26 protein-coding genes are annotated in these 25375 nt (G+C 68.7%); 3 read left to right on the top strand and 23 right to left on the bottom strand.

What is annotated here, in order from left to right; all coding sequences use genetic code 11:
• Positions 1-130 precede the first annotated feature (130 nt).
• The 15 genes from ABD134_RS01715 to ABD134_RS01645 form a co-directional block, all read right to left on the bottom strand.
• Positions 131-442 carry a YlxR family protein gene (locus ABD134_RS01715; protein ID WP_344226133.1) on the bottom strand — a complete coding sequence of 104 codons (312 nt, stop codon included), beginning with the start codon at positions 440-442 and terminating at the stop codon, positions 131-133.
• Between the two features lie 95 nt (positions 443-537).
• Complete coding sequence (gene nusA, locus ABD134_RS01710; RefSeq protein ID WP_344226131.1) at positions 538-1503, bottom strand: transcription termination factor NusA; 966 nt, start codon at positions 1501-1503, stop codon at positions 538-540.
• Positions 1504-2151, bottom strand: a complete 648-nt coding sequence (locus ABD134_RS01705; protein WP_344226129.1) for a ribosome maturation factor RimP — start codon at positions 2149-2151, stop codon at positions 1504-1506.
• Between the two features lie 8 nt (positions 2152-2159).
• A complete protein-coding gene (locus tag ABD134_RS01700) occupies positions 2160-2951 on the bottom strand; it encodes a sulfite exporter TauE/SafE family protein (RefSeq protein WP_344226127.1) in 792 nt (263 codons plus the stop codon).
• A 26-nt stretch (positions 2952-2977) separates the two neighbouring features.
• On the bottom strand, positions 2978-4756 hold the full coding sequence (locus tag ABD134_RS01695) for a proline--tRNA ligase (protein WP_344226125.1): 1779 nt from the start codon (positions 4754-4756) through the stop codon (positions 2978-2980).
• Between the two features lie 127 nt (positions 4757-4883).
• A complete protein-coding gene (locus tag ABD134_RS01690; RefSeq protein ID WP_344226123.1) occupies positions 4884-5741 on the bottom strand; it encodes a hypothetical protein in 858 nt (285 codons plus the stop codon).
• A 126-nt stretch (positions 5742-5867) separates the two neighbouring features.
• Positions 5868-6797, bottom strand: coding sequence for a GNAT family N-acetyltransferase (locus tag ABD134_RS01685; protein ID WP_344226121.1), 930 nt, complete (start codon positions 6795-6797; stop codon positions 5868-5870).
• Positions 6754-7917: a flavodoxin-dependent (E)-4-hydroxy-3-methylbut-2-enyl-diphosphate synthase gene (gene ispG, locus ABD134_RS01680; RefSeq protein WP_344227608.1), complete on the bottom strand. Its 1164-nt coding sequence runs from the start codon at positions 7915-7917 to the stop codon at positions 6754-6756. The genes ABD134_RS01685 and ispG overlap by 44 nt, the downstream gene beginning before the upstream one ends.
• Positions 7918-7986: 69 nt before the next feature.
• Positions 7987-8736, bottom strand: a complete 750-nt coding sequence (locus ABD134_RS01675; protein ID WP_344226119.1) for a type 1 periplasmic-binding domain-containing protein — start codon at positions 8734-8736, stop codon at positions 7987-7989.
• 230 nt (positions 8737-8966) lie between these two features.
• Positions 8967-9281 carry a YciI family protein gene (locus ABD134_RS01670; RefSeq protein WP_344226117.1) on the bottom strand — a complete coding sequence of 105 codons (315 nt, stop codon included), beginning with the start codon at positions 9279-9281 and terminating at the stop codon, positions 8967-8969.
• Between the two features lie 118 nt (positions 9282-9399).
• A complete protein-coding gene (locus ABD134_RS01665; protein WP_344226115.1) occupies positions 9400-10782 on the bottom strand; it encodes a M50 family metallopeptidase in 1383 nt (460 codons plus the stop codon).
• Positions 10776-11999 carry a 1-deoxy-D-xylulose-5-phosphate reductoisomerase gene (gene dxr / locus ABD134_RS01660; protein WP_344226113.1) on the bottom strand — a complete coding sequence of 408 codons (1224 nt, stop codon included), beginning with the start codon at positions 11997-11999 and terminating at the stop codon, positions 10776-10778. Before dxr ends, ABD134_RS01665 begins: the two co-directional genes overlap by 7 nt.
• 147 nt (positions 12000-12146) lie before the next feature.
• On the bottom strand, positions 12147-13772 hold the full coding sequence (locus ABD134_RS01655) for a solute symporter family protein (protein WP_344226112.1): 1626 nt from the start codon (positions 13770-13772) through the stop codon (positions 12147-12149).
• Positions 13769-14185 (bottom strand): DUF485 domain-containing protein, encoded by a 417-nt coding sequence (locus ABD134_RS01650; RefSeq protein WP_344226111.1) that lies wholly within the window; start codon positions 14183-14185, stop codon positions 13769-13771. The genes ABD134_RS01655 and ABD134_RS01650 overlap by 4 nt, the downstream gene beginning before the upstream one ends.
• Positions 14186-14305: 120 nt before the next feature.
• Positions 14306-15496, bottom strand: coding sequence for an acyl-CoA dehydrogenase family protein (locus ABD134_RS01645; RefSeq protein WP_378108394.1), 1191 nt, complete (start codon positions 15494-15496; stop codon positions 14306-14308).
• A 143-nt stretch (positions 15497-15639) separates the two neighbouring features.
• Between ABD134_RS01645 and ABD134_RS01640 the strand changes: the two genes are divergently transcribed.
• Together ABD134_RS01640 and ABD134_RS01635 are read left to right on the top strand one after the other, a co-directional pair.
• Complete coding sequence (locus ABD134_RS01640) at positions 15640-16245, top strand: TetR/AcrR family transcriptional regulator (protein WP_344226110.1); 606 nt, start codon at positions 15640-15642, stop codon at positions 16243-16245.
• Positions 16246-16320: 75 nt separating this feature from the next.
• Positions 16321-16785: a GNAT family N-acetyltransferase gene (locus ABD134_RS01635; RefSeq protein ID WP_344226109.1), complete on the top strand. Its 465-nt coding sequence runs from the start codon at positions 16321-16323 to the stop codon at positions 16783-16785.
• A gap of 19 nt (positions 16786-16804) precedes the next feature.
• On the opposite strand, the gene ABD134_RS01630 is transcribed toward ABD134_RS01635, so the two are convergent.
• Genes ABD134_RS01630 through pdhA form a run of 3 tightly spaced genes read right to left on the bottom strand, consistent with a single transcriptional unit; the run spans position 16805 to position 20395 of the window.
• Positions 16805-18187, bottom strand: a complete 1383-nt coding sequence (locus ABD134_RS01630; protein ID WP_344226107.1) for a dihydrolipoamide acetyltransferase family protein — start codon at positions 18185-18187, stop codon at positions 16805-16807.
• Between the two features lies 1 nt (position 18188).
• Entirely contained in the window at positions 18189-19256 is a 1068-nt protein-coding gene (locus ABD134_RS01625) for an alpha-ketoacid dehydrogenase subunit beta (protein ID WP_344226106.1), read from the bottom strand.
• Positions 19253-20395 (bottom strand): pyruvate dehydrogenase (acetyl-transferring) E1 component subunit alpha, encoded by a 1143-nt coding sequence (gene pdhA, locus ABD134_RS01620; RefSeq protein ID WP_344226104.1) that lies wholly within the window; start codon positions 20393-20395, stop codon positions 19253-19255. Before pdhA ends, ABD134_RS01625 begins: the two co-directional genes overlap by 4 nt.
• Positions 20396-20577: 182 nt before the next feature.
• Between pdhA and ABD134_RS01615 the strand changes: the two genes are divergently transcribed.
• Complete coding sequence (locus ABD134_RS01615) at positions 20578-21048, top strand: Lrp/AsnC family transcriptional regulator (protein WP_344226102.1); 471 nt, start codon at positions 20578-20580, stop codon at positions 21046-21048.
• Between the two features lie 61 nt (positions 21049-21109).
• On the opposite strand, the gene ABD134_RS01610 is transcribed toward ABD134_RS01615, so the two are convergent.
• From ABD134_RS01610 to tsf, 5 genes are all read right to left on the bottom strand, one after another.
• The gene (locus ABD134_RS01610; protein ID WP_344226100.1) at positions 21110-21727 is read right to left on the bottom strand and encodes a DivIVA domain-containing protein; all 618 of its coding nucleotides are present in this window, start codon (positions 21725-21727) and stop codon (positions 21110-21112) included.
• 122 nt (positions 21728-21849) lie between these two features.
• Complete coding sequence (locus ABD134_RS01605; RefSeq protein WP_344226097.1) at positions 21850-22779, bottom strand: phosphatidate cytidylyltransferase; 930 nt, start codon at positions 22777-22779, stop codon at positions 21850-21852.
• A gap of 15 nt (positions 22780-22794) precedes the next feature.
• On the bottom strand, positions 22795-23352 hold the full coding sequence (frr, locus tag ABD134_RS01600; protein ID WP_344226095.1) for a ribosome recycling factor: 558 nt from the start codon (positions 23350-23352) through the stop codon (positions 22795-22797).
• Positions 23353-23449: 97 nt separating this feature from the next.
• The gene (gene pyrH, locus ABD134_RS01595) at positions 23450-24268 is read right to left on the bottom strand and encodes a UMP kinase (RefSeq protein ID WP_344226093.1); all 819 of its coding nucleotides are present in this window, start codon (positions 24266-24268) and stop codon (positions 23450-23452) included.
• A gap of 181 nt (positions 24269-24449) precedes the next feature.
• Complete coding sequence (gene tsf / locus ABD134_RS01590) at positions 24450-25286, bottom strand: translation elongation factor Ts (RefSeq protein WP_344226092.1); 837 nt, start codon at positions 25284-25286, stop codon at positions 24450-24452.
• Between the last annotated feature and the right edge of the window lie 89 nt (positions 25287-25375).

The following is a 25375-nucleotide window of genomic DNA, read 5'->3' as shown; positions in this document are numbered from 1 at the left end:
GTTCTCCTGTTCTGGTCCGCGTCGTGGCCTTGAGGGGAGCCTCAGCTCCCCCGGGCCGTGTCAAGCGGACCGTAATGACGGGTGGTGTTCATCGTTGGGCACTCATCGTGTGGTGCTCATCGGGTTTCCATCAGATCTCTGACCCGCTTTCGTTCTCGGTCTTCAACACCGGTGCATCCGGATGCCCGGCGAACAGTCCGACCAGGGAGGTCGCATCCACTCGGCCTCGGAAGGCCCGGTTGAATGCGCCCCTCTTCAGGGCGGCCTGCAGGCAAGCGTGATCCGGGTGGATCCAGGCCCCTCGGCCCGGCTTGCGCCGACGCCAGTCGGGAACCACGAGTCCGGGACTCGCGACCTCCTCCAGCGCCAGGCGCACCAGCTTGGTGTGGTCCTCTTTCCCCCGGCACCCGACGCAGGTGCGCACCGGAGTGTGTGCCTGCATGGAGAAGCCTGTTCCGTCAAGGAAATGGAAATGGACCTGGCCAGTCTACCTCAGTCGGTCCGGTGGGCCAGCAGGTGTCGGCCACCGGGCCGGGTTCAGCCCTCTTCGCTGGAGATGTCGATCCGCCAGCCGGTCAGCTTGGCGGCCAGACGGGCGTTCTGCCCCTCCTTGCCGATGGCCAGCGAGAGCACGTCCCGAGGGACGACCACACGGGCTGACCGGGTGGCTTCGTCCACGATCTCCACGGAGCTGACCCGCGCCGGGGACAGGGCGGAGGAGATGAAGGCGGCAGGACTCTCACTGAAGTCCACGATGTCGATCTTCTCGTCGTTCAGCTCACTCATCACGGCGCGCACTCGGGAGCCCATCTCACCGATGCAGGCACCCTTGGCGTTGATGCCGGCCTTGGTGGCCTTCACGGCCATCTTGGTCCGGTGTCCGGCCTCGCGGGCGAGGGCAAGGATCTCCACAGAGCCGTCGGCGATCTCGGGGACCTCCAGTTCGAACAGCTTGCGGACCAGCCCGGGGTGGGAGCGCGAGAGCGTGATCGAGGGACCCTTGAGCCCGCGGTGCACGTCCACCACGTAGGCCCGCAGACGCTGGCCGTGGGAGTAGTCCTCTCCGGGGACCTGTTCCGGCGGCGGCAGGACGGCCTCGACCGTGCCCAGGTTCACCTGGATCATGTGCGGGTTGGTCCCCTGCTGGATCAGCCCGGAGATGATCTCGCCCTCGCGGCCCTTGAACTGGCCCAGGATGTTGTCGTCCTCGGCGTCACGCAGTCGCTGGAGGATGATCTGCCGAGCCGTGGACGCCGCGATCCGGCCGAAGCCCTGCGGGGTGTCGTCGAACTCGCCGACCGACTGGCCGTCCTCGTCGATCTCGGTGGCCCAGATGGTCACGTGGCCGGATTTGCGGTCGATCTCCGCGCGGGCCCGGGACAGGGCGCCGGGCGACTTGTGGTATGCAACCACCAAAGCCTGTTCGATGGTGGGCACGAGGCGGTCCAGTGGGATCTCACGCTCGGTCTCCAGCATCCGCAGGGCGCTCATGTCGATGTCCACTCAGGCCTCCGAATTCAGTTCTTCATCGGCAGCACTTCCGCCACCGCGGGTCAACTCTACCTGCACCGTGCCCGGTCCCAGGCGGTGGTAGGCGTGCCGGACCGGATCGCCGATCTTGGCGGGCATCCCCTTCTTCGCCCCCGGCTTGACCGGCACCAGCACGACGCTGGCCTCGTCGGCGGTCTGGATGCGCCCGGTCAGCCGACCGGCCGGCGCCGGTGCAGACGCTTCGGCCGAGGCGGTGGATGAGGTGGCGGGCGAGCTGGTCGGCAAGGGCGACGGGCCGTCGTCGGGCAGGACTTCGACCGAGACCAGACGACCGACGTTGCGGCGCCAGTGCCGCGGCTCGGTCAACGGGCGCTCGACGCCCGGGGAGGACACCTCGAGCTGGTACGGCTCGGTTCCGAGCCCCGGCAGGTCGGACCCTGCCGCATCAAGCGCGGTGGAGATGGCCTGGGCCACCTCGGCGACCTCGTCCAGGTCCAGCCCGGCGGTGCCGTCTGCATGGTCCACGATGACTTTCAGGATCAACTGACCTGGCTCGCCCTCGACCGTGGCTGCCTCGAAGTGCAGGCCGGTGGACTCGACGGCGGGCGCGACCAGGGCGGCCAGTGTTGTGCGTTCAGGGTGTTCGGTGGCGTCGTGCATGGGTCCATTCAAGCCCAGTCGGCAACAAAGTCGTAACCGAGTTTGACGATCAGGACGAACACGACCACGAGGAACACGATCCGGATGAAGCCCGAGCCGCGCCTGATGGCCATCCGGGCCCCGAGGTAGCCGCCGACCATGTTCGCCACCCCCAGGACGAGGCCCAGGCCGAGGAGGATGTGGCCGGAGGGCAGGAAGAAGGCGATGGCACCGAGGTTGGTGAACAGGTTCACGATCTTGGCCTGGGCCGAGCCCTGCAGGAAGGTGTAGCCGAGGATCGCCACCAGGGAGATCACCAGGAAGGTTCCGGTGCCCGGCCCCAGGACCCCGTCGTAGAAGCCGATGACCGCTCCGATGAGCAGTGCCACGGCCAGGTGGCGCCGGCCCTCATAGCGCAGTCCCGAGTCCCGGCCCAGCTGAGGCCTGGCCGCGGTGAAGACGGCCACGCCGACCAGGGCCAGCAGGATGACGGGTTTGATGACCTCGGCCGGAAGCAGCGTGGCGACGATGGCCCCGCCGAAGCTTCCTCCCAGGGCGACCACCGCCATGGGCAGGGCGGTGCTCAGGTCCGGGTGAATACGCCGGTAGTAGGTAATGGCGCTGGTGGTGGTCCCGAAGACGGAGCCCAGCTTGTTCGTGGCCAGGGCCTGGACCGGGGTGATGCCGGGGACCATGAGCAGGACGGGCAATTGCAGCAACCCTCCCCCACCCACCACCGCGTCGATCCACCCGGCGGCGAGACCGGCCAGGAGGACCATCACGAGGGTGGCCACGGTGATGTCCTCAAGACCGGTCAGCACGATCGTGCCTCCATGCTGCCGAAGACCTAGGCGGAGCGGACGAGGCCCGCGATCGTGGCGGCGGCGCCGGAGACCTCCACGGTCTGGGCCTCCCCCGTGACCCGGTCCTTGACCTCGACCACACCGTCGGCGAGGCCGCGGCCGACGACCACGGAGGTGGGGATGCCGATGAGCTCGATGTCGGAGAACTTCACTCCGGCCGAGACCTTCTTGCGGTCATCGTAGAGGACGGCCAGGCCCTGGGCCTCGAGGTCAGCGACGAGCTGATCGGCCGCGGCGAAGATCTCCTCACCCTTGCCGGTGGCCACCACGTGCACGTCCGCGGGGGCGATGGCGCGCGGCCACGCCAGCCCCTTCTCATCGTGGTGGGACTCGGCCAGGGCGGCGACGGCGCGGGTGACGCCGATGCCGTAGGAACCCATGGTGACCACGACCTGCTTGCCGTTCTGGTCCAGCACCTTGAGATCGAGGGCCTCGGCATACTTGCGGCCGAGTTGGAAGATGTGCCCCATCTCGATGCCGCGGCGGGTGTGCAGGGGGCCGGAGCCGTCCGGGGCCGGATCGCCATCTCGCACCTCGGTGGCCTCGATGACGCCGTCCCACTGGAAGTCACGTCCGGCCACCAGCCCGAAGACATGCTGTTGCAGGGCGTTGGCTCCGGTGATCCAGGTGGTGCCGGTGACGATGCGCGGGTCCACGAAGAACGGCAGGGCGGAGTCGTTGTTGGGACCGATGTAGCCCTTGACCAGGGACGGGTGCCGGGCAAGGTCCGCCTCCGTGGCCTGCTCGACGCCGGGCTCCCCGGCCACCTCGAGCAGCACACCGATGCCGGCCTCCAGACGCTTGAGGTCCACGTCCCGGTCGCCGGGGACAGCCACGATGAACTGGCGGCGCTCGTTGCCATCCAGCACGGCCGTGAGCACGACGCACTTGAGGGTGTCCGCGGCCTCCCAGTCGCGACCCTCACGGGGCATCAGCTGGTTGGAGACGTCCACCAGGGTGGCGATCGTCGTGGAGTCGGGGGTATCCCTCACCTGGGCCGGCGGCAGGCCGGCGAGTGCCGCCTCGCCCAACGGCTCGGGGGCGACCGTGGTGACGGCCTCGACGTTGGCGCGGAAGCCGCCGTCGGACTCCACGAAGGTGTCCTCACCGATCGGTGAGGGGTGCAGGAACTCCTCGGACCGTGAGCCGCCCATGGCCCCGGCCTGGGCCTGGACGGGCACGACGGCCAGGCCCAGGCGGTCGAAGATCCTCAGGTAGGCACCACGGTGGTCGGCGTAGGCCTGGTCCAGGCCGGCGTCGTCCACGGTGAAGGAGTAGGAGTCCTTCATGATGAACTCGCGCACGCGCAGCAGTCCGGCACGGGGCCGGGCCTCATCCCGGAACTTGGTCTGGATCTGGTACAGGTACGCCGGCAGGTCCTTGTAGGAGGAGTAGTGGTCCTTGACCAGGAGGGTGAACATCTCCTCGTGCGTGGGGGCCAGCAGGAAGTCGGCCCCCTTGCGGTCCTGGACGCGGAACAGGGCATCACCGTACTCCTCCCAGCGGCCGGTGGCCTCGTAGGGCTCCTTGGGCAGTAGCGCCGGGAACTGGACCTCCTGACCGCCGATCGCCTCCATCTCCTCGCGCACGATCTGCTCGACCCGGTTCTTCACGCGCAGCCCCAACGGCAGCCATGTATAGGCCCCCGGGCCCGAACGCCGGATGTACCCGGCGCGGACGAGCAGCTTGTGGCTGGCCACCTCGGCGTCGGCCGGGTCGTCACGCAGGGTGCGGAGGAACAGGGTGGACATGCGCAGGGGCATGGGGGCTCCGATCGGTGGTTACTGGATGGCTGAGATGCTGCCGGACTGGTGCGGAGGTACTGCTGGACGGCCAGGCGGCCGGGGGCGCCCTGCCGTCTGAATGAAGCCGGAATGAGTCCCGGGCGGTTCAGCCGCCGAGCTCGGCCCGCAGGGCGTCGATGAGCTCCACTCCCTCGGCGGCCGTCTTCGGCTCGCCGCCGGCTGCCGTCCCCGCGTAGCTGATCAGCCGCTCGCCGTCCTGGACGTACACGGTGGTGGAGATACTGTTGCCGGCCCCGGCGGGCAGCGAGGCACCTTCGATGTCAACAGTGGTGCTGATGGTGATGGCCAGGGAGGCGTCCCCCTCGGCCTCGATGTCCTCCACCGTCATGGTGGCCTCGGCGTTGAGACCCTCGCCCATCTCCAGGGAGTAGCTCGGGCAGGCGGCGGCGAACTCCTCGAAGGCGGCCATGCCCTCGGTGGCAGCGGCGGCATCCGGGTACACGGACACGCTGAGCATGTCCGAGTTGGCCCCGCCGGTCTCGGTGGTCTCCACCACCACGCCGCCGATCAACTCCGTGCCTTCCGGCAGCTCTCCGGTGGCCGCGTCCTGTCCCTCCGGGCCGCACTCGGCCGGGGTGATGGTGATGCCCTCGGTCAGGCCCTGACTGGATTGCTGCAGCTCCTCGAGCTGGGAGCCGGTCACGATCTGGGTGCCCTCACCGAGCACGGCCTTCAGGGCTGCCTCGACATCCCCGGCGGCTGCGGCGTCATCACTGGACGACGCGTCCGGAGACGCGGTGGCGGAAGCGCTGGCCGTGTCGTCCTCGGTGGCTGACGGCGCGGGGGACTCGCTGGCCTCGTTCGCGGCGTCACTGCTGGCCGGAGCGCTGGACTCTCCCTCGTCCCCAGGACCGCCGCAGGCGGCCAGGGAGAGGGCGAGCAGTCCGATGCCCACGATCGACGGCAGCGTAGCGGTACGGAATCGGGTGTGCTGGCTGTTCATGTCCTGTCCCCTCATAGCTGTTGCTGGTGGCTCCGTCAACGCCGGGCCGCTTGGGCAGGTCGGACGGACAGGAGCTAGGAAAAGCATAGGTCAAGCGCCCAGGACCGGGGCACAGGATCGCGGAGCCTACAACAAGACGGTGGCGAAGGTGCCGACCTGTTCGAATCCCACGGTGCGGTAGGTGCGCAGGGCAGCGGTGTTGAAGCTGTTGACATAGAGGCTCACCTGGGGTGCCGTCTGCCGGGCATACTCCGTCACGGCGGCCACGGACGGCGCGGCCAGCCCCTGTCCGCGCCGGCTCGGTTCGACCCACACCCCCTGGATCTGCGTGCAACTGGCGGAGACCACACCGAGATCGGCCTTGAAGCGGACTCGACCGGCGTCGTCGAGATCCACCAGGGACCAGCCGTTGCGGATCAGGTCCTCCACGCGCAACCGGTACTGCACCGCCCCGTTCTGCAGGGGCGAGAACCCGAGTTCCTCCTCGAACATCGCCACGCAGGCGGGCAGCACCACGGGGAACTCCTCTGGGCGGGCCGGACGCACGCGGGGCGAGGGTTCCACCGCCGGGCGGCCGCGCAGGACCATGAGCGGCTGGTCATCGCGGATCTGGCGAGCCCGTTGCGGACCCCGGGACAGCTCGTCCCAGAGCGCCAGCACCGACTCGCGGGGACCATACACGGACGCGAAACGGCGGTGCAGGGCCGTCAGCGCCACCCCGAACAGGGCACCTGCCTCGGCGGTCGCGCCGATGGGGACCACGTTGGCACCCACCCAGCAGGCGGCCTCCAGCCCAGCCGGGCGCCCGGCGGTCACCGGAGTCGCCTGGGTGAAGATGCCGAGGAAGAGTGGTCCACCGGAGCGGGCCGGCGTGGCGTCGCGGCCCTTCTCCAGGATGGACTCCACGAAGCAATTCGTCACCGGGTCGGCGGCGGCCAGGGCCGTGAGGGCCGAGGTGTCGGCATGGTTCAGGACCCGGACGGCCCCGCCGGTGGCCCGGCGGACAGCCTCGTCAGGAGACGGAGACCACGGGCGGGCCCTGGACAGGATTCTCACGATCAGTACCCTCGCTGCCTTCCTCCAGGCCGGACTCGGCCGCGATCCGACGGGCCTCGAACAGCAGCGTCTCCACGATCTCGTCCTCCGGAACCGTCTTGACGACCTCACCCTTGATGAAGATCTGGCCCTTGCCGTTGCCGGAGGCCACACCGAGATCGGCCTCGCGGGCCTCCCCGGGCCCGTTGACCACGCAGCCCATGACGGCCACGCGCAGCGGGACCGTGAGGTCCTTCAGGCCCTCGGTGACCTCTTCGGCCAAGGAGTACACGTCCACCTGGGCGCGGCCGCAGGAGGGGCAGGAGACAATGTCCAGGCGGCGCTCGCGGAGGTTCAGGGACTGTAGGATCTGCAACCCGACCTTGACCTCTTCGACCGGCGGGGCGGACAGGGAGACGCGGATCGTGTCACCGATGCCCTTGCCGAGGAGATATCCGAAGGCGCTCGCGGACTTGATGGTGCCCTGGAAGGCAGGGCCGGCCTCGGTGACGCCGAGGTGCAGCGGCCAGTCGCCCTGTTCGGCCAGCAGTTCGTAGGCCCGGGCCATGATCACCGGGTCGTTGTGCTTGACGGAGATCTTGAAGTCGCGGAAGCCGTGCTCCTCGAACAGGGAGGCCTCCCACACGGCGGACTCGACGAGTGCCTCCGGGGTGGCCTTGCCGTACTTCTTGAGCAGGTCGGGGTGCAGCGAACCCGCGTTGACGCCGATCCGGATGGAGGTTCCGTGGTCCGAGGCGGCCTGGGCGATCTCCTTGACCTGGTCGTCGAACTTCCTGATGTTGCCAGGGTTCACGCGCACGGCACCACAACCGGCCTCGATCGCGGCGAACACGTACTTCGGCTGGAAGTGGATGTCCGCGATCACCGGGATGGTGGACTGCTGCGCGATCACCTTGAGCGCCTCGGCGTCCTTGTCCGTGGGGCAGGCCACCCGGACGATGTCACAGCCGGCCGCGGTGAGCTCGGCGATCTGCTGGAGCGTGGCGCCGATGTCATGTGTCTTCGTGGTGGTCATCGTCTGGACCGAGACCTGGTGATCGGAGCCCACGCCCACTCGTCCCACCTGCAACTGCCTCGTCTTGCGGCGAGGTGCCAGGACGGGCGGTGGTGCGGCGGGCATGCCAAGACTGACGGGCACTGACAACTCCTGTGGGGCTGATCGGGGTACGGGGGTTCCGTTCGCCCCAGTCTACTGGTACGAGACGAACCAGGGCTGGGGTGAGACCTCCGTCATGGTCCGCTCCGGGGTGAAGATCGGCGAGTCCTCGTCGATGAAGTTCTTCCACCCCAGGCGCATCCCGGACGGCAGGTCCTTCTTCAGCGAACGCCACGTCTCCTGCTTTTGTTCCGCGGATCCGTTGCCGTCCGCATGCACCATGAGTACCAACCCGTCCCGGGCCTCCACGTCCTGCCGGTCCGGGATCATCCGGGCCTGGAATTGGTGCAGGATCACGAGCTTCTCCGGCAGCCCATGCTCGGCCACGAGCTCCGCCAGCCAGGCAGTGGTCTGATTGACCTCCGCGGCGGAGACCTGTCCGATCTGCTCCATGTGCTGCTGGCCGGGCTGCAGTCGCCATTCCGGGTCCAGTGCCAGTCCCACGTGCGGGTGCCGCAGCAGCTCCTCAAAGGCCTGCGCCTGGGTGGTGAAGTCCTGCGTGCCCGGTTGCAGGTCCAGGACCACGTAGGTGCCCGCCTTTCCGGCGGCCTCCACCCACTCGGCGAGCCGGTCCCGGTCCACATAGGAGGTGTAGTCCCCCGTGGGTCCCGGGGACGAGGTCGCCACGGTGGAGATGATCTCGAAGGCCGGGATCACCGGCTCCTCGCTGAAGGGCTGGTAGTCCGCGGCCAGAGCGGCGGCCCGCTCCAGGGCCTCATCCATGTCCTGCTCACCCAGCATGCCGAGGGAACCGGTGCCTGGCGTGCCGTACAGCGCCACCATCCGGCGACCGGGGAACAGGGTGGTCCCCCCGCCGGGGAGCTCCGGGGTCGGCGTAGGTGTTGGGGTGGGCGTAGGGCTCGGGGTCGTGGTGCCCGACGGTGGCGGCGATCCCGAGCCCGTCGGCCCACCGGCGCCTGGTTGCGGGCTGGGAGTACAGGCGGTCAGGACGGCGGCGACGCCGGCTGCGGTGAGTCCGGCCAGGGACGTCAGGACGCGGCGACGTTCGATGCTCAGGCCTCGTTCCCGCGGATGGCGGCCGCCTGGTCACCGACCGCGCACGACCATTCGTGGACATCGGTGGACGAGATCAGGCCGTGCTGCTGGAAGGGGTCGCCGGCCAGCAGGTCCCGGACACTCTCAGCCGCATCGGACTTGACGAGCAGCAGGGCCGCTGTCGGATCGTCCACGTAGGCGCCCGCGGCCACCATGGCGGTGCCCAGGGATCCCAGGAACTCGCGGTGTGCGGCGCGGTGCACGTCACGCTGGTCGCCCAGCCCTGGGACGTAGTTGTACTGGACGGCGAAGATCTTCTGTGGTTCAGCCATGGGGCCAGCGTAGGACACCTCCCGGTTCAGAGAATGCGCGACACATCGATCCGTCCACCCCGGCTCGATTGTCCGCGCGGCTGCCCGGCTCCGAACCGCGCCTGACACCGGCGACGTCCTAGAAGATCCGGATGGGATCCACGATGTCCGCCACGATCAGTAGCAAGCCCATGCCGAGTAGGGCGATCCCCACCACGTAGGTCAGCGGCAGAAGCTTGGCGATGTCGAAGACCCCGGGGTCCCGGCGTCGGGTCAGTTTGGCCCACGCGCGGCGGAGTGCCTCCCACAGCGCCCCGGCCACGTGACCGCCATCCAACGGCAGCAGGGGGATGAGGTTGAACACCATCAGAGCCACGTTGACCCCGGCCACCAGCGAAAGCAGCAGAGAGGCCTTGTCCGCCAGCGGCACGTCCTCCAGGGCGGCTGCCTCCCCGGCGATGCGGCCCACGCCCACCACGGACATCGGCCCGTTGGGATCTCGCTCCTCCGGGCCGAAGACGGCGACGGCCGTCTCCCAGAGCTTCACGGGCAGCACCACCACCACGTCGGCGGTCGCCTTCAGCTGCTGCCCCATCACCGGGAAGGTCTCGGTGACCGGTTGCGGCACATTCTGGACCTCCGAACCCATGCCGACGAAGCCGACGTCCTCCGTCTGGGTGCTCCCGTCCGGGTTGGTCTGCGCGCGTCCGCTGGAATCGGCGATGGGCCGCTCGGTCAGCTTCGGGGTGATGGTCCCGGACTGCTCGGCACCATCACGTTCCCAGGTGATGGCCGTGGGCTCACCGGCCCTCTCGCGGATGGCTGAGGACAGCTCATCCCAACCGTCCACGGGGCGGCCGTTGAAGGTGGTGATGGTATCCCCGGGTTCCAGCCCGGCCTCGAACGCCGGCGCGGCCGGGTCCCCGGGCCGGCAGGCCTGCGTGCCGCTCTGTCCGCCAGCTTCGCCGGCGGTGGCCCGTTCCTGCTGGACGGCGGCCGGGACCACACACTTGAACACCTCGGAGACAGTCGTGGTCGCAGTGGCCACGCCCGTGGTGGTCACGAGGATGGCCGTCAGGGCGAACGCGATGACGAGGTTCATGAACGGCCCGCCGAGCATGATGATGATCCGCTTCCACACCGGCAGCGAGATGAACGTGCGCTTCTCGTCCCCCGGTTGCAGTTCCTCGGCGGACATCTGACGGGCGTCGGAGGCCATCTGTTGGAACAGGCCGGTACTGGCACTGCGCGGCCGTTCGCCGTCCTCGGGGTGCTCCGGAGGGTACATCCCGACCATGGAGACGTAGCCACCCAACGGGATGGCCTTCACCCCGTACTCGGTCTCCCCCTTCTTGCGGGAGAACACGGTTGGGCCGAAGCCGACCATGTACTGGGTGACGCGGACGCCGAAGAGCTTGGCGGGCAGCAGGTGGCCGACCTCATGCAGGGCGATCGACAGGGCGATGCCGACGGCCACGGCCAGGACGCCGACGATGAACCAGAGGATCTCCACCGTCACCACCGCGCCTGTGCTGCGGTGCGCGCCCACTGCTCGGCGGCCGCGAGCGCCTCGACGCTCAGGTCCTGGCCGGCCAGCACGACGTCCGGGTCATAGTCCTCCACCACGGCGCGCACGGTGTCCACGATCTCGGTGAAGCCGATCTGGCCGGTGTGGAAGGCCTCCACGGCCTCCTCGTTCGCGGCGTTGTAGACGGACATGTGCGTGGTGGAGGCGCCGGCAGCCTGTTTCGCGAGTCGGACTGCCGGGAAGGCGTCCTCGTCCAGGGGTTCGAACGTCCACGTGGCGGCCCGCGTCCAGTCCAGGCCCGGCGCGGAGCCGGGCACGCGGTGGGGCCAGCCGATGCCGAGGGCGATGGGCAGGCGCATGTCCGGCGGGGAGGCCTGGGCGATCGTGGAGCCGTCGGTGAACTCGACCATCGAGTGGACGATCGACTGCGGGTGGACGACCACGTCGATCCGGTCCAGCGGAAGGTCGAAGAGCAGGTGGGCCTCGATCACCTCGAGGGCCTTGTTCACCATGGAGGCCGAGTTGGTGGTGACGACCTTGCCCATATCCCAGGTGGGGTGGACCAGGGCCTCGGCCGGGGTGACCCCCGCGAGCTGGTCCCGGGTGCGGCCGCGGAACGGTCCGCCGGAGGCGGTGACCACGAGGCGCCGGACCTCGTCGGCGGTCCCGGAGCGCAGGGCCTGCGCCAGAGCAGAGTGCTCGGAGTCGACCGGGACCAGCTGGCCCGGGGCTGCGGCCTGCTTGACGAGGGCCCCACCGACAATAAGGGATTCCTTGTTGGCCAGCGCGAGCAGGTGGCCGGCCTGCAGCGCCGCGAGCGTGGGCGCCAGGCCGATGGACCCGGTGATCCCGTTGAGCACGACGTCGGCGCCCTCCCAGGCGGCGACCTCGGCCGCCGCGGTGGGCCCGGAGAACAACTCCGGGGAGGGCGTGGGCACTCCGGCCTGCTGGGCTGCGGCGGCGATGGCCTCGGCGAGGTCGCCCGTGGCGGCGGTGGCACTGCCGACAGCGCCGGCACCCGTGGCCACGGCCTGCCGCGCCAGGAGGGGGGTGTTGGATCCACCGGACAGCCCCGCGACCTCGAATCGCTCCGGAGCCGAGGCGATGACCTCGAGTCCCTGGGTCCCGATCGAGCCGGTGGAACCGATCAGGGTGACCCGGCGGATCCTCGTGGGGCCGGCGTCGGTCAGGTCAAGCGGTTCGGAAGTCACCGGTCCATTATGGCCGGACGAACTGGGAGGTCCCTGCACCACAGTGAATCCTCACGCGTTGGCGGGCAGAGACCGACGGTACGCGTACCGTCGGTCTCTGCCCGCACAACGCTGGTGGGTCGAGGACCGGGAAGGCCCGGGGTGGGGTTAGTGGTCCACCGCCTTCTCGGCGCCGACGCCGGTCAGGGAACGCACCTCCATCTCGGCCTGCTTCTCCGGGTTCTCGGTGCGCTTGTCCAGCTTGGAACCGATGAATCCGAGGAGGAAGGCGAGCGGGATGGAGACGATGCCGGGGTTCTTCAGCGGGAACCAGGCGAAGTCGGCACCGACGATCATGGACGTCTCCGTTCCGGACATCACCGGGGAGAAGACGATCAGCACGATCGCGGCACCCAGGCCGCCGTACATCGACCACAGCGCGCCCTGGGTGGTGAAGCCCTTCCAGAACAGCGAGTACAGGATGGTGGGCAGGTTGGCGGACGCGGCGACCGCGAAGGCGAGCGCCACCAGGAAGGCCACGTTCTGGCCTTGGGCCCCGATCCCGCCGATGATGGCCAGGACGCCGATGACCACCACAGTACGGCGGGCGATCTTGACCTCCTTCTCAGGACTGGTCTTGCCCTTGGCCAGGACATTCGCGTAGATGTCGTGCGCGAACGACGCGGCCGCGGTGATCGTCAGGCCGGCGACCACCGCCAGGATGGTCGCGAAGGCGACGGCGGAGATCAGCCCCAGCAACAGCGGTCCTCCGAGTTCGAACGCCAGCAGCGGGGCCGCCGAGTTGACGCCGCCCGGCGCGTTCTCGATCCGCTCCGGGCCGATGAGGGCGCCGGCGCCGTAACCCAGCACCAGGGTGAACAGGTAGAAGGCGCCGATCAGCACGATCGCCCAGACGACTGACTTGCGGGCTTCCTTGGCGGTCGGCACCGTGTAGAACCGCATCAGCACGTGGGGCAGACCGGCGGTGCCGAGCACGAGGGCCAGGCCGAGGGACAGGAAGTCGAGCTTGGTGACCTCGCTGAGGCCGTACTGCAGGCCCGGGTCGAGAATGGCCTCGCCCTGCGGGCTGAGCTCCACGGCCGCGCCGAGCAGGGCGGAGAAGTTGAAGCCGAACAGGGCCAGGACCCAGATGGTCATGATGAAGGCACCGGCGATCAGCAGGCAGGCCTTGATGATCTGGACCCAGGTGGTGCCCTTCATGCCGCCCACGAGCACGTAGACGATCATCAGGGCGCCCACGATCGCGATGACCACGGACTGGCCCAGCCGCTCGTCGATGCCCAGCAGCAGGGAGACGAGCGCACCGGCCCCCGCCATCTGGGCCAGCAGGTAGAAGAGGCAGACCATCAGGGTGGCGAGCGCCGCCGCGATGCGCACCGGCCGTTGACGGAGTCGGAAGGACAGCACGTCCGCCATGGTGAACTTGCCGGTGTTGCGCAGCAGCTCGGCCACCAGGAGCAGGGCGACGAGCCACGCCACGAGGAAGCCGATCGAGTAGAGGAAGCCGTCATAGCCGTTGATGGCGATGGCTCCCACGATGCCGAGGAAGGACGCGGCCGAGAGGTAGTCTCCGGCGATCGCCGTGCCGTTCTGGGTACCGGTGAACGACCGGCCGCCGGCGTAGTAGTCGGCCGCGGTCTTGGTGTTCTTGGAGGCCCGCAGGACGATGATGAGGGTGATGGCGACGAAGAGGCCGAAGACCAGGATGTTGAGCCACGGTTCGCCGACGTTGGTGCCCTCGGCGCTGGTAGTCAGGATGGGAAGGTTGTTCACTTCTGGCCTCCGTCGGTCGGCTCGTCGATCGGCTCACCGGCGCCGGCGAGGCTCTGGTTGGCGATGCTCGGGTCCAGGTCTTCGATTTCCTCCCGGATGGCCGTGGAGCGCGGATCCAGCTTTTTGTTGGAGAAGGCCACGTAGAGCCCGGTGATGACGAAGGTCGAGACGAATTGCAGGAGCCCGATCACCAGTCCCAGGTTGATGTTGCCGAGGACCTTGATGGACATGAACTCAGGGGCGTAGGCCGCGAGGATGACGTACAGGAAGTACCAGACGATGAAGACCACGGTCCACGGGAAGACGAAGCTGCGGTGGGTCCTCCGCAGCTCTTGGAACTGTGGAGTCGCCTGAACGGCGCGGAAATCGACATGGCCGTTGTCGGCCAGGTCCAGGTGTGGTGTTGAAGACACGTATCCCCCAGTCAGTGTGGCGCCCGCAGGCTACCGGCGAGTATGGCCCGGCCATCCTAAGCATTCAGTGATTCAGATCACAGGCATTTCGTGCAAAAACCGTGTCGGTGTCGCCCACGGTCAGAGCCCGAGTGAGCGGGCGATCAGCATGAGCTGGACCTCGGTGGTGCCCTCGCCGATCTCCAGGATCTTCGAGTCGCGGTAGTGGCGTGCCACCAGAGACTCGTTCATGAATCCATAGCCGCCGAACACCTGCGTGGCGTCCCGCGCATTGTCCATGGCCGCCTCACCGGCGACCAGCTTGGCGATGGCCGCCTCCGTCTTGAACGGCTTGCCCGCCAGCATCTTGGCCGCCGCCTCGTAGTACGCCAGCCGGGCCGCGTGGGCGCGCGCCTGCATACGGGCGATCTTGAAGGACACGGCCTGATTCTTGCCGATAGCCTGCCCGAAGGCGGTCCGGGTCTTCGCGTAGGCGATCGATTCATCCACGCACCCCTGAGCCGCCCCCGTGGACAGGGCGGCGATGGCGATGCGGCCCTCGTCCAGGATCGAGAGGAAATTGGCGTAGCCACGTCCCCGCTCGCCCAGGAGGTTCGCCTCCGGCACCTCGACGCCGTCGAAGAACAGCGGATGGGTGTCCGAGGAGTTCCAGCCCATCTTGTCGTAGGCCCCGCCCACGGTGAATCCGGGCGTGCCGGACGGCACCAGGAGTGTGGAGATCTCCTTGGCCGGACCTTCGCCCCGGTCCTCCCGGCTGCCGGTCACCGCCGTGACGGTGACGAGCCGGGTGATGTCCGTGCCGGAGTTCGTGATGAATTCCTTGGCCCCGTTCACGGTCCAGGTACCGTCGGCCAGGGTCGCTGTGGTCTGGGTCCCCCCGGCGTCCGACCCACCGTTGGGTTCGGTCAGCCCGAAGCCGGCCAGGGCACGGGCCGTCACGAGATCCGGAAGCCACGCCTCTTTCTGCTCGTCCGTGCCGAAGCGGTAGACCGGCATGGCCCCCAGGGACACCCCGGCCTCCAGGGTGATGGCGACGGACTGGTTCACCCGCCCCAACTCCTCGAGGGCCAGGGCCAGCGCGAAGTAGTCGCCACCCATGCCGCCGTACTCCTCCGGGAACGGCAGGCCGAACAGGCCCATCTCCCCCATCTGACGCACGATCTCATAGGGGAACTCATGACGGGCATCCAAGTCGGCGGAGACCGGCGCCACCACTTCATCGGCGAATTCCCGGACCGTGCCGACCAGGTCCCGGTAGTCCTCGTCGAGTTCGGGGCCGGCCAGGCCGGCGGAGTAAGGGGTGGTGCTCATGGCGTGTCCCATCTGAGTAAATCTTGATTAACTGAAACAATGGTGTGATCGTAGACACCCTGGGTGCTCGCTGTCCACCACCGGGCCGACCGCCCCCACCCGAAACCGCCTCCAGCCCAACCACACGACATCGCCAGGACGCCATGACCTCAGAACAGACCGCCCGTGCCGCCGCCAAGGCTGATCGCCGGCAATCCCTGCTGGAGGCGGCCGCCCGCTTGTTCGCCGACCGGGGCTTCACCTCGGTCCGGCTCGAGGACCTGGGCGCGGCCTGTGGTGTCAGCGGACCGGCGGTGTACCGGCACTTCCCGGGCAAGACCGCCGTCCTCGGCGAACTGCTGCTCCAGGTCAGCCGGGATCTGCTGGACGGCGCCCACCGGGTGGCCGCCGCCGAGGACGGAGCGGGAGAGGCCCTCGCCGCCCTCGTGCGCTTCCAGACCGACTTCGCCCTGTCCCACCGTGACGTGATCGCCGTCCAGGGCCGGGAGATGCGCCATCTCGAGCCGGAGGTACGCGCCGAGGTGGTCCGGCTTCAACGGGACTACATCGAGGTCTGGGCGGGCCAACTGCGCCTGCTGCACCCGGGGGAGGACCACGGAACCGCAGTTTTCCGCACCCAGGCGGCCCTCGGACTGGTGAATTCCACCCCGCATTCGGTCCGCCGCTCACCCTCAGAGCACCGGGGACGGCGTGCCCTGTTGGAGGCGATGGCCCTGTCCGCGCTCCTGACGGGATCGGAGGCCCGCTAGTATTCCGCGTACAGTGTGAGAGCGAGGGCCACCGTGGTTAAGGCCCCACCCCGTGACGAGGAGGTCACCATTTCCGTGCAACTTCGTGAAGTCCGGTCCGAGGACCTGGACTACTTCTTTGAGCACCAGCAGGATCCCGAGGCCAACCTGATGGCCGCCTTCGCCCCGCGCAGTCCCCAGGACCGCGGCGTGTTCGACTACCACTGGTCCCGGTTGCTCGAGGACCCCGCCACGAAGGTCCGGACCATCGAGCAGGACGGCCAGGTCGCCGGGGCCGTCGTCGTCTCAGGTATCGGCGAGGAGCCGGAGCTCTCCTTCTGGACCGCCCGCGAGTACTGGGGCCGGGGAATCACCACCGCCGCGGTGGACGCACTGCTGGAGGCCTTCACGGACCGCCCCCTGCGCGCGCACGTGCCGGCGGACAACATCGGTTCGCAGAAGATCCTCACCCGCCGCGGTTTCTCCGTGGTGGGCGAGGACAAGAACTTCTCCAACGCTCGGTCCGAGGTGGTCACCGAGCTCATCATGCAGCTCGGCTGACCACCTCGTCTGACCGCCTCTAGAACAGCGCCAGGACCATGCCCGGGCGGGCCAGCACCGCGCCGACGTCCGCCAGGAACCGCGAGCCCTGCTCACCGTCCACCAGCCGGTGGTCGAAGGACAGGGACAGCGTCATCACCTGGCGCAGCGCCACCTCGTCCCGGTGTTCCCACGGCATCCGCCGGACCTGACCGATGGCCAGAATGCCCGCTTCCCCGGGGTTGATGATGGGCGTGCCGGCATCGACACCGAAGACCCCCACGTTCGTCAGGGTGAAGGTACCCCCGGAGAGCTGCTCGGGCGTCAGCTTCCCTTCCCGGGCCACCGCCGTCAGCTCGGCCAGCTGGATCGCCAGCGAGCGCAGGTCGGCGGCGTGGGCGTCCTTGAGGTTCGGCACCATGAGCCCCCGCGGGGTGGCGGCGGCGATGCCCAGGTTGACGTAGTTCTGCCGGATGATCCGCCCTCCGTCCCCGTCCCACCGGGAGTTGAGTTCGGGCGTACGCTCGAGCGCCAGGCAGGCAGCTCGGGCCACCAGGGTGAGCGGGGTGAGCTTCAACTCGCGGAAGTCCCGCCGCTGCCGCACCTCCTGCAGCAACTCGATGGATTCAGTGACGTCAACGGTCAGGAACTCGGTCACATGCGGGGCCGTGAACGCACTGGACGTCATGGCGGCGGCTGTGGCCTTGCGGACGGAGCGGATCGGCTCCTCCTCCGTGCGGGGCCGGCCCGCGAGGGTGCGGACACCGCCGGGCGAGGCACCGGTCAGGGTGTCGGCCCCGGACGGACCGCCCGACGCCGGCCGCGCATCGTCCGCAGCGGCTGTGACATCCTCGCGGGTCACCACTCCCCCATCTCCGCTGCCGTGGAGCAGGGCGATGTCCACCCCGAGGTCACGGGCGAGCTTACGGACCGGAGGGGTGGAACGCGGGCGCTCGGCGGTGAGCGTTGCGGCGGCCCCGGCCGGCACCGGCACCGAGGACGGCCAGCCGGCCGGCGGGGCGGCCGGCACCGGATCAGGCGCCGAGGGTCGACCGGCCCGGGCACGACGGGCGGGGCGGCCAGCCCCCTCCACTGCCGCGCCGTAGCCGACCAGCGTCGGCACTCGACCATCCGGCAGGGAGGAGGAGCCGGCGTCGGGCACCGGGGTGTCCTCCGGCTCCGCTCCGGGCAGGTCGAAGGAGATGATGGGGGCGCCGACCGGGATGACTGCCCCGGGCTCCCCATGCAGTTCGGCGATGGTGCCGTCGAAGGGGCTGGAGAGCTCGACGACCGCCTTGGCCGTCTCCACCTCGGCGAGGACGTCGTTCACCGCGACGGTGTCACCGACGGCAATCTTCCAGGAGAGCAGCTCGGACTCGGTCAGGCCCTCGCCGAGATCCGGCAGGTTGAAGACCTTGAGCATGTCAGGCTCCTGACGTGTGGTCGGACGCGGATCCCAGGGGTACGGGTGCCGCGAAGGGATCCAGGGAGTCGAGGGAGTGAGGGCAGCCCAGAGCCCTGTCCACGCCGTCGAGGATGCGGTCCAGGTCCGGCACGTGGTGGTGCTCGAGCTTGGCCGGGGGGTACGGGATATCGAATCCGGTGACTCGCACCGGCGGGTGCTCCAGCCAGTGGAAGCAGCGCTCGGTCACCGTGGCGGCGATCTCGGCGCCCAGCCCCCCGGTTCGGGAGGCCTCATGAGCGATCACCAACCGGCCGGTCTTGCGCACGGAGGACTCGATGAGACCGAAGTCGATCGGGGACAGCGATCTCAGGTCGATCACCTCGAGGGAGGCCCCCTCCGCGGCGGCGGCCTCCGCGGCCTGCAGGCAGGTCTTGACCAGCGGACCATAGGTCACCAGGGTGACATCGGATCCCTCGGTGGCCAGGGCGGCCGGGCCCAGAGGGCGCAGCGGTGCCGCGAGATCCACGGGAGCCTTGTCATGGTAGCGGCGCTTCGGCTCCAGGTAGACGACCGGGTCATTGCTCGCGACGGCCGCGCGGATGAGATCGAATCCCTCCTGCGGCGTGGACGGGGAGACGACCCGCAACCCGGCCGTGTGCACGAAGTAGGCCTCGGGTGACTCCGAGTGGTGCTCCGGTGAGCCGATGCCGCCGCCGAACGGGATGCGGATGGTGATCGGCATGGTCACGGCCCCGTGGGTGCGATGGTAGAGCTTGGCGACCTGGGAGACGATCTGGTCGAAGGACGGGTAGACGAACCCGTCGAACTGGATCTCCACGACGGGACGGTAGCCCCGGTAGGCCAGGCCGACGGCGGTGCCCATGATGCCGGACTCGGCCAGGGGCGTGTCCACCACGCGGTCCTCGCCGAACTCGTCCTGGAGGCCGTCGGTGATGCGGAAGACACCACCGAGCTGGCCGATGTCCTCGCCCATGAGCAGGACGGCCGGATCCTCGGCCAGGGCGGCCCGCAGGCCGGCGTTGATCGCCTTGCCGAAGGTGAGACTCCCGGAAGCGGCGCCCGTCATCGCGCACCCGCTTCCAGCTGCGGCCCATCGAACTGCTCCAGGTAGAGGCGGTAGTGCTCCCGCTGACGCTCCAGCTCGTGGTGCGGCTCTGCGTACACGTGGCTGAAGAGATCGGCCGGCTCCGGATCCTCCAGGTCGGCGACGCCGGCCCGCAGTTCCGCGGCCATGGCATCCGCCGCCGCGGTGGAGTCTGCCGTCAGGGCCTCGACGTCCTCCCCCAGCTCGGCCAGGTGCTTCTCGAGCCGGTCGATGGGGTCCTTGGCACGCCAGGCCTCCACCTCCTCCGTGTCCCGGTAGCGGGACGGATCGTCGGCGGTGGTGTGGGGGCCCATGCGGTAGGTCACGGCCTCGATGAAAGTTGGGCCGCCACCGTTGCGGGCCCGTTCGAGGGCGCGGCGGGTGGCGGCCATGACCGCGAGGACGTCATTGCCGTCCACACGCATGGCGGGGATGCCGAAGCCCCAGGGACGGTCGGCGATGTGGCGCTTGGCCTGGAGGCCGACCGGCTCGGAGATCGCCCAGTGGTTGTTCTGGCAGAAGAACACCACAGGGGCGTGGAAGCTGGCGGCGAAGACCATGGCCTCGTTGACATCGCCCTGGCTGGTGGCACCATCACCGAAGTAGCCGATGGCTGCGGCATCCGCGCCATCCCGGGTGATGCCCATGGCGTAGCCGACGGCGTGCAACGCCTGCGCGCCGATGATGATCTGTTGCGCCGCGAAATTGTGGTCCTGGGGCTTCCAACCGGCGAACGTCGCGCCGCGCCACAGGCGGACCAGCCCCAGCGGGTCGACGCCCCGCAGGTAGGCCACGCCGTTCTCGCGGTAGGAGGGGAACACGTAGTCGTCATCCTGCATGGCCACGGCCGAACCGGCTTGCGCGGCCTCCTGCCCCAGCAGCGGCGGCCACAGAGCGAGTTCTCCCTGGCGCTGGAGGTGCGTGCACTCCGTGTCGATCCGGCGGATGAGGGTCATGTCCCGGTGCAGGGACCCCAGCATCGCGGGGGTGACGTCCTCCAGCCAGGGATCCAGGTCATGGTCCGGACGGCGATGGCCTTCCGGCGTGAGCACCTGGAGCAGGTCCGGTTCGGGGACGTGGGGCATGCCGGTGGATGGGGGAATCAGGCTGGTGGATCCCATGGTGACCTCCTCGTTCAGGCCCGCACCGGGTAGGTGCTGTGCCATAGCCGTGGACGCGATCAGGGTGTCGACCGCTGTCCCTTGTGATGCTAGTCACAGCAGCAGCGTTGCACAAGGTAGGCTAGCCGCACTGAGCATCCTGCCCAGGCGCCTCGCGAGACCATCCCGGGAAAGTAAGCATCATGCGCACATTGGACACCACCGACTTGAGACTCCTCATCGAGCTGTCGAGGGCACCGGATGCCACCACCGTGGCCCTCGCCCAAGCCCTGTCCCTGTCCCGTAACACTGTCCAGGCGCGTCTGGTCCGGCTCACCGAGGAGGGGGTGTTCCTACCCTTCGAGCGCCGGATCAGCTTGGATGCCCTCGGACACCCGCTGACAGCGTTCGTCCAGATCCACGTCCACCAGCAGCAACTCACCGAGATCACCGCGGCCCTGCACGGGATTCCCGAGGTGGTCCAGGCCCACGGCCTGACCGGCTCGGCGGATGTCCTGGCCCGGGTCGCGGCCCGGAACGCAGAGGACCTGTTCAGGATCCACTCGCGGATCCTGCAGATCGACGGGGTGGACCGTGCGGACACCTCCCTGGCCATGACCGAGCTGGTCGCGTGGCGGACGGTGCCACTCGTCGAGTCGCTCCTGGGCGGCTGACGAGGGTTCGGGGGGGGTGCCGGTCGAGCAGAGGGCCGGGCGGGCTGAGGGGGCGGGCCGGTCAGTCGAGGACGGACAGCACGTCGATGGCGGCGTCAAGGAACGCGTCCACCTGGGCCTCGTCATAGCCGTCGGTGCCGGGAGCAGCACTGAACACTGCCCGGCGAACGTCATCGGCACCCAGATCAGCGCCCTCCTCGCGATCGTCGAAGCGAGCCGAGAGGCGGTGGCACAAGGCGTCCACCTCGGCTCGGTCGTAGCCGCCGTCCTGGTCCCGGGCCGGGCGGCGGAATCGCTCGCCGCCGGGGCGGTCGAGACGGCCCCGGAGAACGTCGATGGAGGCGTGGACCCGGCCAATCCAGGCTTCCTCGCCCTCGACCTCGATGCGCCGTTCGCGCTCAGACCGGGCGAGGGCATCCTCGAGCCGGTCCAGGACGTCGTCGACCTGGTCGGCCTGGTAGCCGCCTTTGACCGCGTCGAAGGTGATGTGGCGGATGTCGGCGGAGCGCAAGTCTCCACCACCCTCATAGGCGACTCGGGCCCGGGCCAGGAAACGGTCCACCTGCTTGCGGTGGTATCCGAAGGTGCGCCGGTCCGCGAGGTCGAAGGGTTGGCGATCGGCCGACCGCATCACCTGCTGCTGGAGTCCTTCGGAATCCTGCCGCGTGCCGTGGTCCATCGAGAAGGCTCCTTCGGAAGAGTGTGGGGGTTCGCCAACGTGTCCATCGTAGCCAGCGGGACTGGCGGATCGTGTGAGGCCGCCGGGGTGTCAGGCGTCTCTCACGCCCCAGCATCCTGCCCTCACACGAAGGGCAGGCCGAAGACCATGTAGGCGACCGGTGCGGAGAACACGAGCGAGTCCAGCCGGTCCATGGCACCACCGTGGCCCGGGAGCATCGACCCCATGTCCTTGATGTTCAGCTCGCGTTTCACCATGGACTCGGCGAAGTCGCCCGCGGTCGCCGAGGCCACGGTCAGGAGGCCGAGCAGGCTGCCGACCCACCACGGGTGGTCCAGGAACAGGTGGACCGCGGCCGTGCCCACGAGCACGGAGCCGGCCACCGATCCGGCGAAGCCCTCCCAGGACTTCTTGGGACTGATCTTGGGCGCCATGGGGTGTTTGCCGAAGCTGGCGCCGACGATGTAGCCGAAGGTGTCGTTGGAGACCACCATGAGCAGCATGCATGCCACCATGAGATTGCCCTGTTCCTGGCCCAGCAGGGCGATCGCGAAGGACAGCAGGAACGGCACCCAGAGGACGATGAAGGAAGAGGCCATCACGGACTCTCCCTGCGCGGGCAAGTCCTCCACCACCGACCAGACCAGGACCAGCAGAAGCGTGCCCAGCAGGGCAAGCACCAAGGCCTCGACCCCGCCGGCGAAGGCACCCAGGGGCATCGCCACGGCACCGGCCCAGAGCGGCACTCGGGGGATGTCCAGACCGCGACGCGAGATCGCCTGCGCTGTTTCCGTGACCCCCAGCAGCAGCAGTGCGATGACGAGGATCGCCAGGACCACCGGAAACCAGATCAAGCCGACGAGGGCGCCACCGAGCAACAACAGGCCCACGGTGATGGCCGCCGGGAGATTGCGTCCGGCTTTGGCCTGCCGGGCACGGGCGGTCTCCTGCTCCCGCCGCTGCCGCCGGGTCACCGGTGGTTCCGGCTGTTCCAGTTGCGGAACCGGAGACAGGTCCGGCTGAGAGGCAGCGGGCGGGGAGGGATCAGTCATGGTGTGGTGGGTTGCTCAAACCTCGAGGAGTTCCGTTTCCTTACGCTTGGCCATCTCGTCAATCTCGTCCGTGAACCGGCGGGTTATGGCGTCGAGTTCCTTCTCGGCACGTGTCCCCTCGTCCTCGCCGACGTCCCCGTCCCTGACCATCTTGTCCAGCGTCTCCTTGGCCTTGCGGCGGGTGTTGCGCAGGGAGACCTTGTGGTCCTCGGCCTTGGTCTTGACGAGCTTGACGTACTCCTTGCGGCGTTCCTCGGTCAGATCGGGCACGACCACGCGAATGACCTTCCCGTCATTGGAGGGGTTCGCGCCGATCTCGGAGTCCGAGAGGGCCTTCTCGATGTTGCGCAGTGCGGACACGTCGAACGGCGTGATCAACAGGGTGCGGGCGTCGGTGGTCGTGAAGGAGGCGAGCTGCTGCAGCGGCGTGTAGGAGCCGTAGTAGTCCACCATGACCTTGGAGTAGAGCCCGGGGTTCGCCCGGCCGGTGCGGACCGAGCCGAAGTCCTCGCGGGTGGCCTCGATCGTCTTCTCCATCTGCTCGGTGGCAGCCTGAAGGGTTTCCTGCGTCACGTTGTCTCCTGGGTTCTGGTGCGGTTGTGGTCAATCCTAGGACACCCGCTCGAGCGGCGGTCCCAGGCAGGCGGTCCGGACGGGCCGGCGGTGCAGGTCAGAGGGTGACCGTGGTGCCGATCCTCTCACCCAGCAGGGCCTGGGTGACGTTGCCCTGGCCCTCCATGCCGAACACCATCATGGACAGGCCGTTGTCCTTGCACATGGTCATCGCGGTCTGGTCCATCACCCGGATGTCGTTCAACAGTGCCTCGTCATAGGTGAGGTGCTCGTACTTGCGTGCAGAGGGGTCCTTCTTCGGGTCTGCCGTGTAGACGCCGTCCACGCCGGACTTGGCCATGAGCACCTCGTCAGCGCCGACCTCCAGGGCACGCTGGGCGGCCACGGTGTCCGTGGAGAAGTACGGCAGGCCGGTGCCGGCCCCGAAGATCACCACTCGGCCCTTCTGCATGTGCCGGATGGCGCGGAGGGGGATGTAGGGTTCGGCGACCTGTTCCATGTGGATGGCGGACTGGACGCGGGTGGACACACCAGCCTGTTCCAGGAAGTCCTGCAGTGCCAAACAGTTCATGACAGTGCCGAGCATGCCCATGTAATCGGCACGCCGGCGGTCCATGCCGTTCTCGGAGAGCTCGGCTCCGCGGAAGAAGTTGCCGCCGCCGACGACGATGGCGATCTCGACCTCCCCCCGGGCGTCGGCGATCTGCTCGGCCATGCCGCGCACCGTGTCCGGATCCACGCCGACCTTGCCGCCACCGAAGACCTCGCCGGAGAGCTTGAGCAGCACCCGGCGCTTCTCGGTCCGGCCGGGATTGCCGCGGGTGTCACCGGCTTGGGCCTGCTGCAGATCCCGGGACTCGTTGAAGGACGTGGCGTCCCGGATGTCTGGGGTGGTTCGCTGGTCAGTGCTCTCCATGGGCTGGCCTCCTGGGCTCATCGGGGCTGGCGGTGGTGACGGTGCACCACATGATGATGGTTCGTCGGGCAGAGCAAAGGGGGTGGCCATCCATGTTGGATGACCACCCCCTTTTCAGACTCGTCCGCTGCGCGGTCGGTCCGATCCTACCGCGTGGGCGGGGGACCGCCGTGCGGGTCGGTCAGTTGCCGACGCGGAAGCGGGCAAAACCGGCGACGGCGGTGCCGGCGTCGGTCAGGACCTTGCCGACGGTCTGCTTCGGGTCCTTGGCGAACGGCTGGTCCACGAGCACGATCTCCTTGAAGAAACCGGTCAGGCGGCCCTCGACGATCTTGGCCATGGCCTGCTCCGGCTTGCCCTCGGCGCGGGCGGTCTCGTCGGCGATGCGACGCTCGTTCTCGACGGTCTCGGCCGGCACGTCCTCGCGGGACAGGTAGGTCGGAGCGAAGGCGGCGGTGTGCACGGCGACGTCGTGAGCGGCGGCCTGCGCGGCCTCGGAGTCGGCGTCCACGGCCATCAGCACGCCCACCTGGGCGGGAAGGTCCTTGGAGGTCTTGTGCAGGTAGGCGTCCACGAAGGCACCTTCCACGCGGGCGATGCGGCGGACGACGACCTTCTCGCCGAGGACAGCGCCTTCGTCGACGACGTGCTCGCCAAGGGTGCGGCCGTTGAACTCTGAGGCCAACAGTGCCTCGAGATCGGCTGCACCGGTGGAGACGGCCTGCTCGAGGACGACGTTGCCCAGCTCGATGAACTTCTCGTTCTTGGCGACGAAGTCAGTCTCGCAGTTGACCTCGACCATGACGCCGGTGCCGTCCTTGACGGCGGCAGCGACCAGGCCCTCGACGGCCGCACGGCCCTCGCGCTTGGTGGCGCCCTTGAGGCCCTTCACGCGGATGATCTCGATCGCCTTGTCGCTGTCGCCATTGGCCTCGTCGAGCGCCTTCTTGACGTCCATCATTCCGGCGCCGGTGCGCTCGCGCAGGGCCTTGATGTCAGCTGCGGTGTAGTTCGCCATGCCTGGTACCCATCCTTACCTGTAGCGGGATTGTCCCGAAGTGGTGTTGTGGTGCTTGGTTCTGGTGCCCGGACCTGGCCCGGGCAGAC

This window comes from Citricoccus alkalitolerans (genome assembly GCF_039528175.1).
Lineage (GTDB): Bacteria > Actinomycetota > Actinomycetes > Actinomycetales > Micrococcaceae > Citricoccus > Citricoccus alkalitolerans.
Note: the sequence above shows the minus strand (reverse complement) of the source record. Positions and strands in the feature narration are given on the sequence as shown.

What these genes read in the sequence shown, in the direction of transcription:
- ABD134_RS01615 (WP_344226102.1), top strand. Translation starts at nt 20,578, where the DNA reads ATGCGCACATTGGACACCACCGACTTGAGACTCCTCATCGAGCTGTCG.
- ABD134_RS01675 (WP_344226119.1), bottom strand. Translation starts at nt 8,736, where the DNA reads ATGGTGGCGCTGTACGGCACGCCAGGCACCGGTTCCCTCGGCATGCTG.
- ABD134_RS01705 (WP_344226129.1), bottom strand. Translation starts at nt 2,151, where the DNA reads ATGCACGACGCCACCGAACACCCTGAACGCACAACACTGGCCGCCCTG.
- pdhA (WP_344226104.1), bottom strand. Translation starts at nt 20,395, where the DNA reads ATGGGATCCACCAGCCTGATTCCCCCATCCACCGGCATGCCCCACGTC.
- ABD134_RS01610 (WP_344226100.1), bottom strand. Translation starts at nt 21,727, where the DNA reads ATGGACCACGGCACGCGGCAGGATTCCGAAGGACTCCAGCAGCAGGTG.
- ABD134_RS01695 (WP_344226125.1), bottom strand. Translation starts at nt 4,756, where the DNA reads ATGCCCCTGCGCATGTCCACCCTGTTCCTCCGCACCCTGCGTGACGAC.
- ispG (WP_344227608.1), bottom strand. Translation starts at nt 7,917, where the DNA reads ATGCCCGCCGCACCACCGCCCGTCCTGGCACCTCGCCGCAAGACGAGG.
- ABD134_RS01640 (WP_344226110.1), top strand. Translation starts at nt 15,640, where the DNA reads ATGACCTCAGAACAGACCGCCCGTGCCGCCGCCAAGGCTGATCGCCGG.
- ABD134_RS01715 (WP_344226133.1), bottom strand. Translation starts at nt 442, where the DNA reads ATGCAGGCACACACTCCGGTGCGCACCTGCGTCGGGTGCCGGGGGAAA.
- pyrH (WP_344226093.1), bottom strand. Translation starts at nt 24,268, where the DNA reads ATGGAGAGCACTGACCAGCGAACCACCCCAGACATCCGGGACGCCACG.
- tsf (WP_344226092.1), bottom strand. Translation starts at nt 25,286, where the DNA reads ATGGCGAACTACACCGCAGCTGACATCAAGGCCCTGCGCGAGCGCACC.
- ABD134_RS01625 (WP_344226106.1), bottom strand. Translation starts at nt 19,256, where the DNA reads ATGACGGGCGCCGCTTCCGGGAGTCTCACCTTCGGCAAGGCGATCAAC.
- ABD134_RS01645 (WP_378108394.1), bottom strand. Translation starts at nt 15,496, where the DNA reads ATGAGCACCACCCCTTACTCCGCCGGCCTGGCCGGCCCCGAACTCGAC.
- ABD134_RS01670 (WP_344226117.1), bottom strand. Translation starts at nt 9,281, where the DNA reads ATGGCTGAACCACAGAAGATCTTCGCCGTCCAGTACAACTACGTCCCA.
- ABD134_RS01690 (WP_344226123.1), bottom strand. Translation starts at nt 5,741, where the DNA reads ATGAACAGCCAGCACACCCGATTCCGTACCGCTACGCTGCCGTCGATC.
- ABD134_RS01630 (WP_344226107.1), bottom strand. Translation starts at nt 18,187, where the DNA reads ATGCTCAAGGTCTTCAACCTGCCGGATCTCGGCGAGGGCCTGACCGAG.
- ABD134_RS01605 (WP_344226097.1), bottom strand. Translation starts at nt 22,779, where the DNA reads ATGACTGATCCCTCCCCGCCCGCTGCCTCTCAGCCGGACCTGTCTCCG.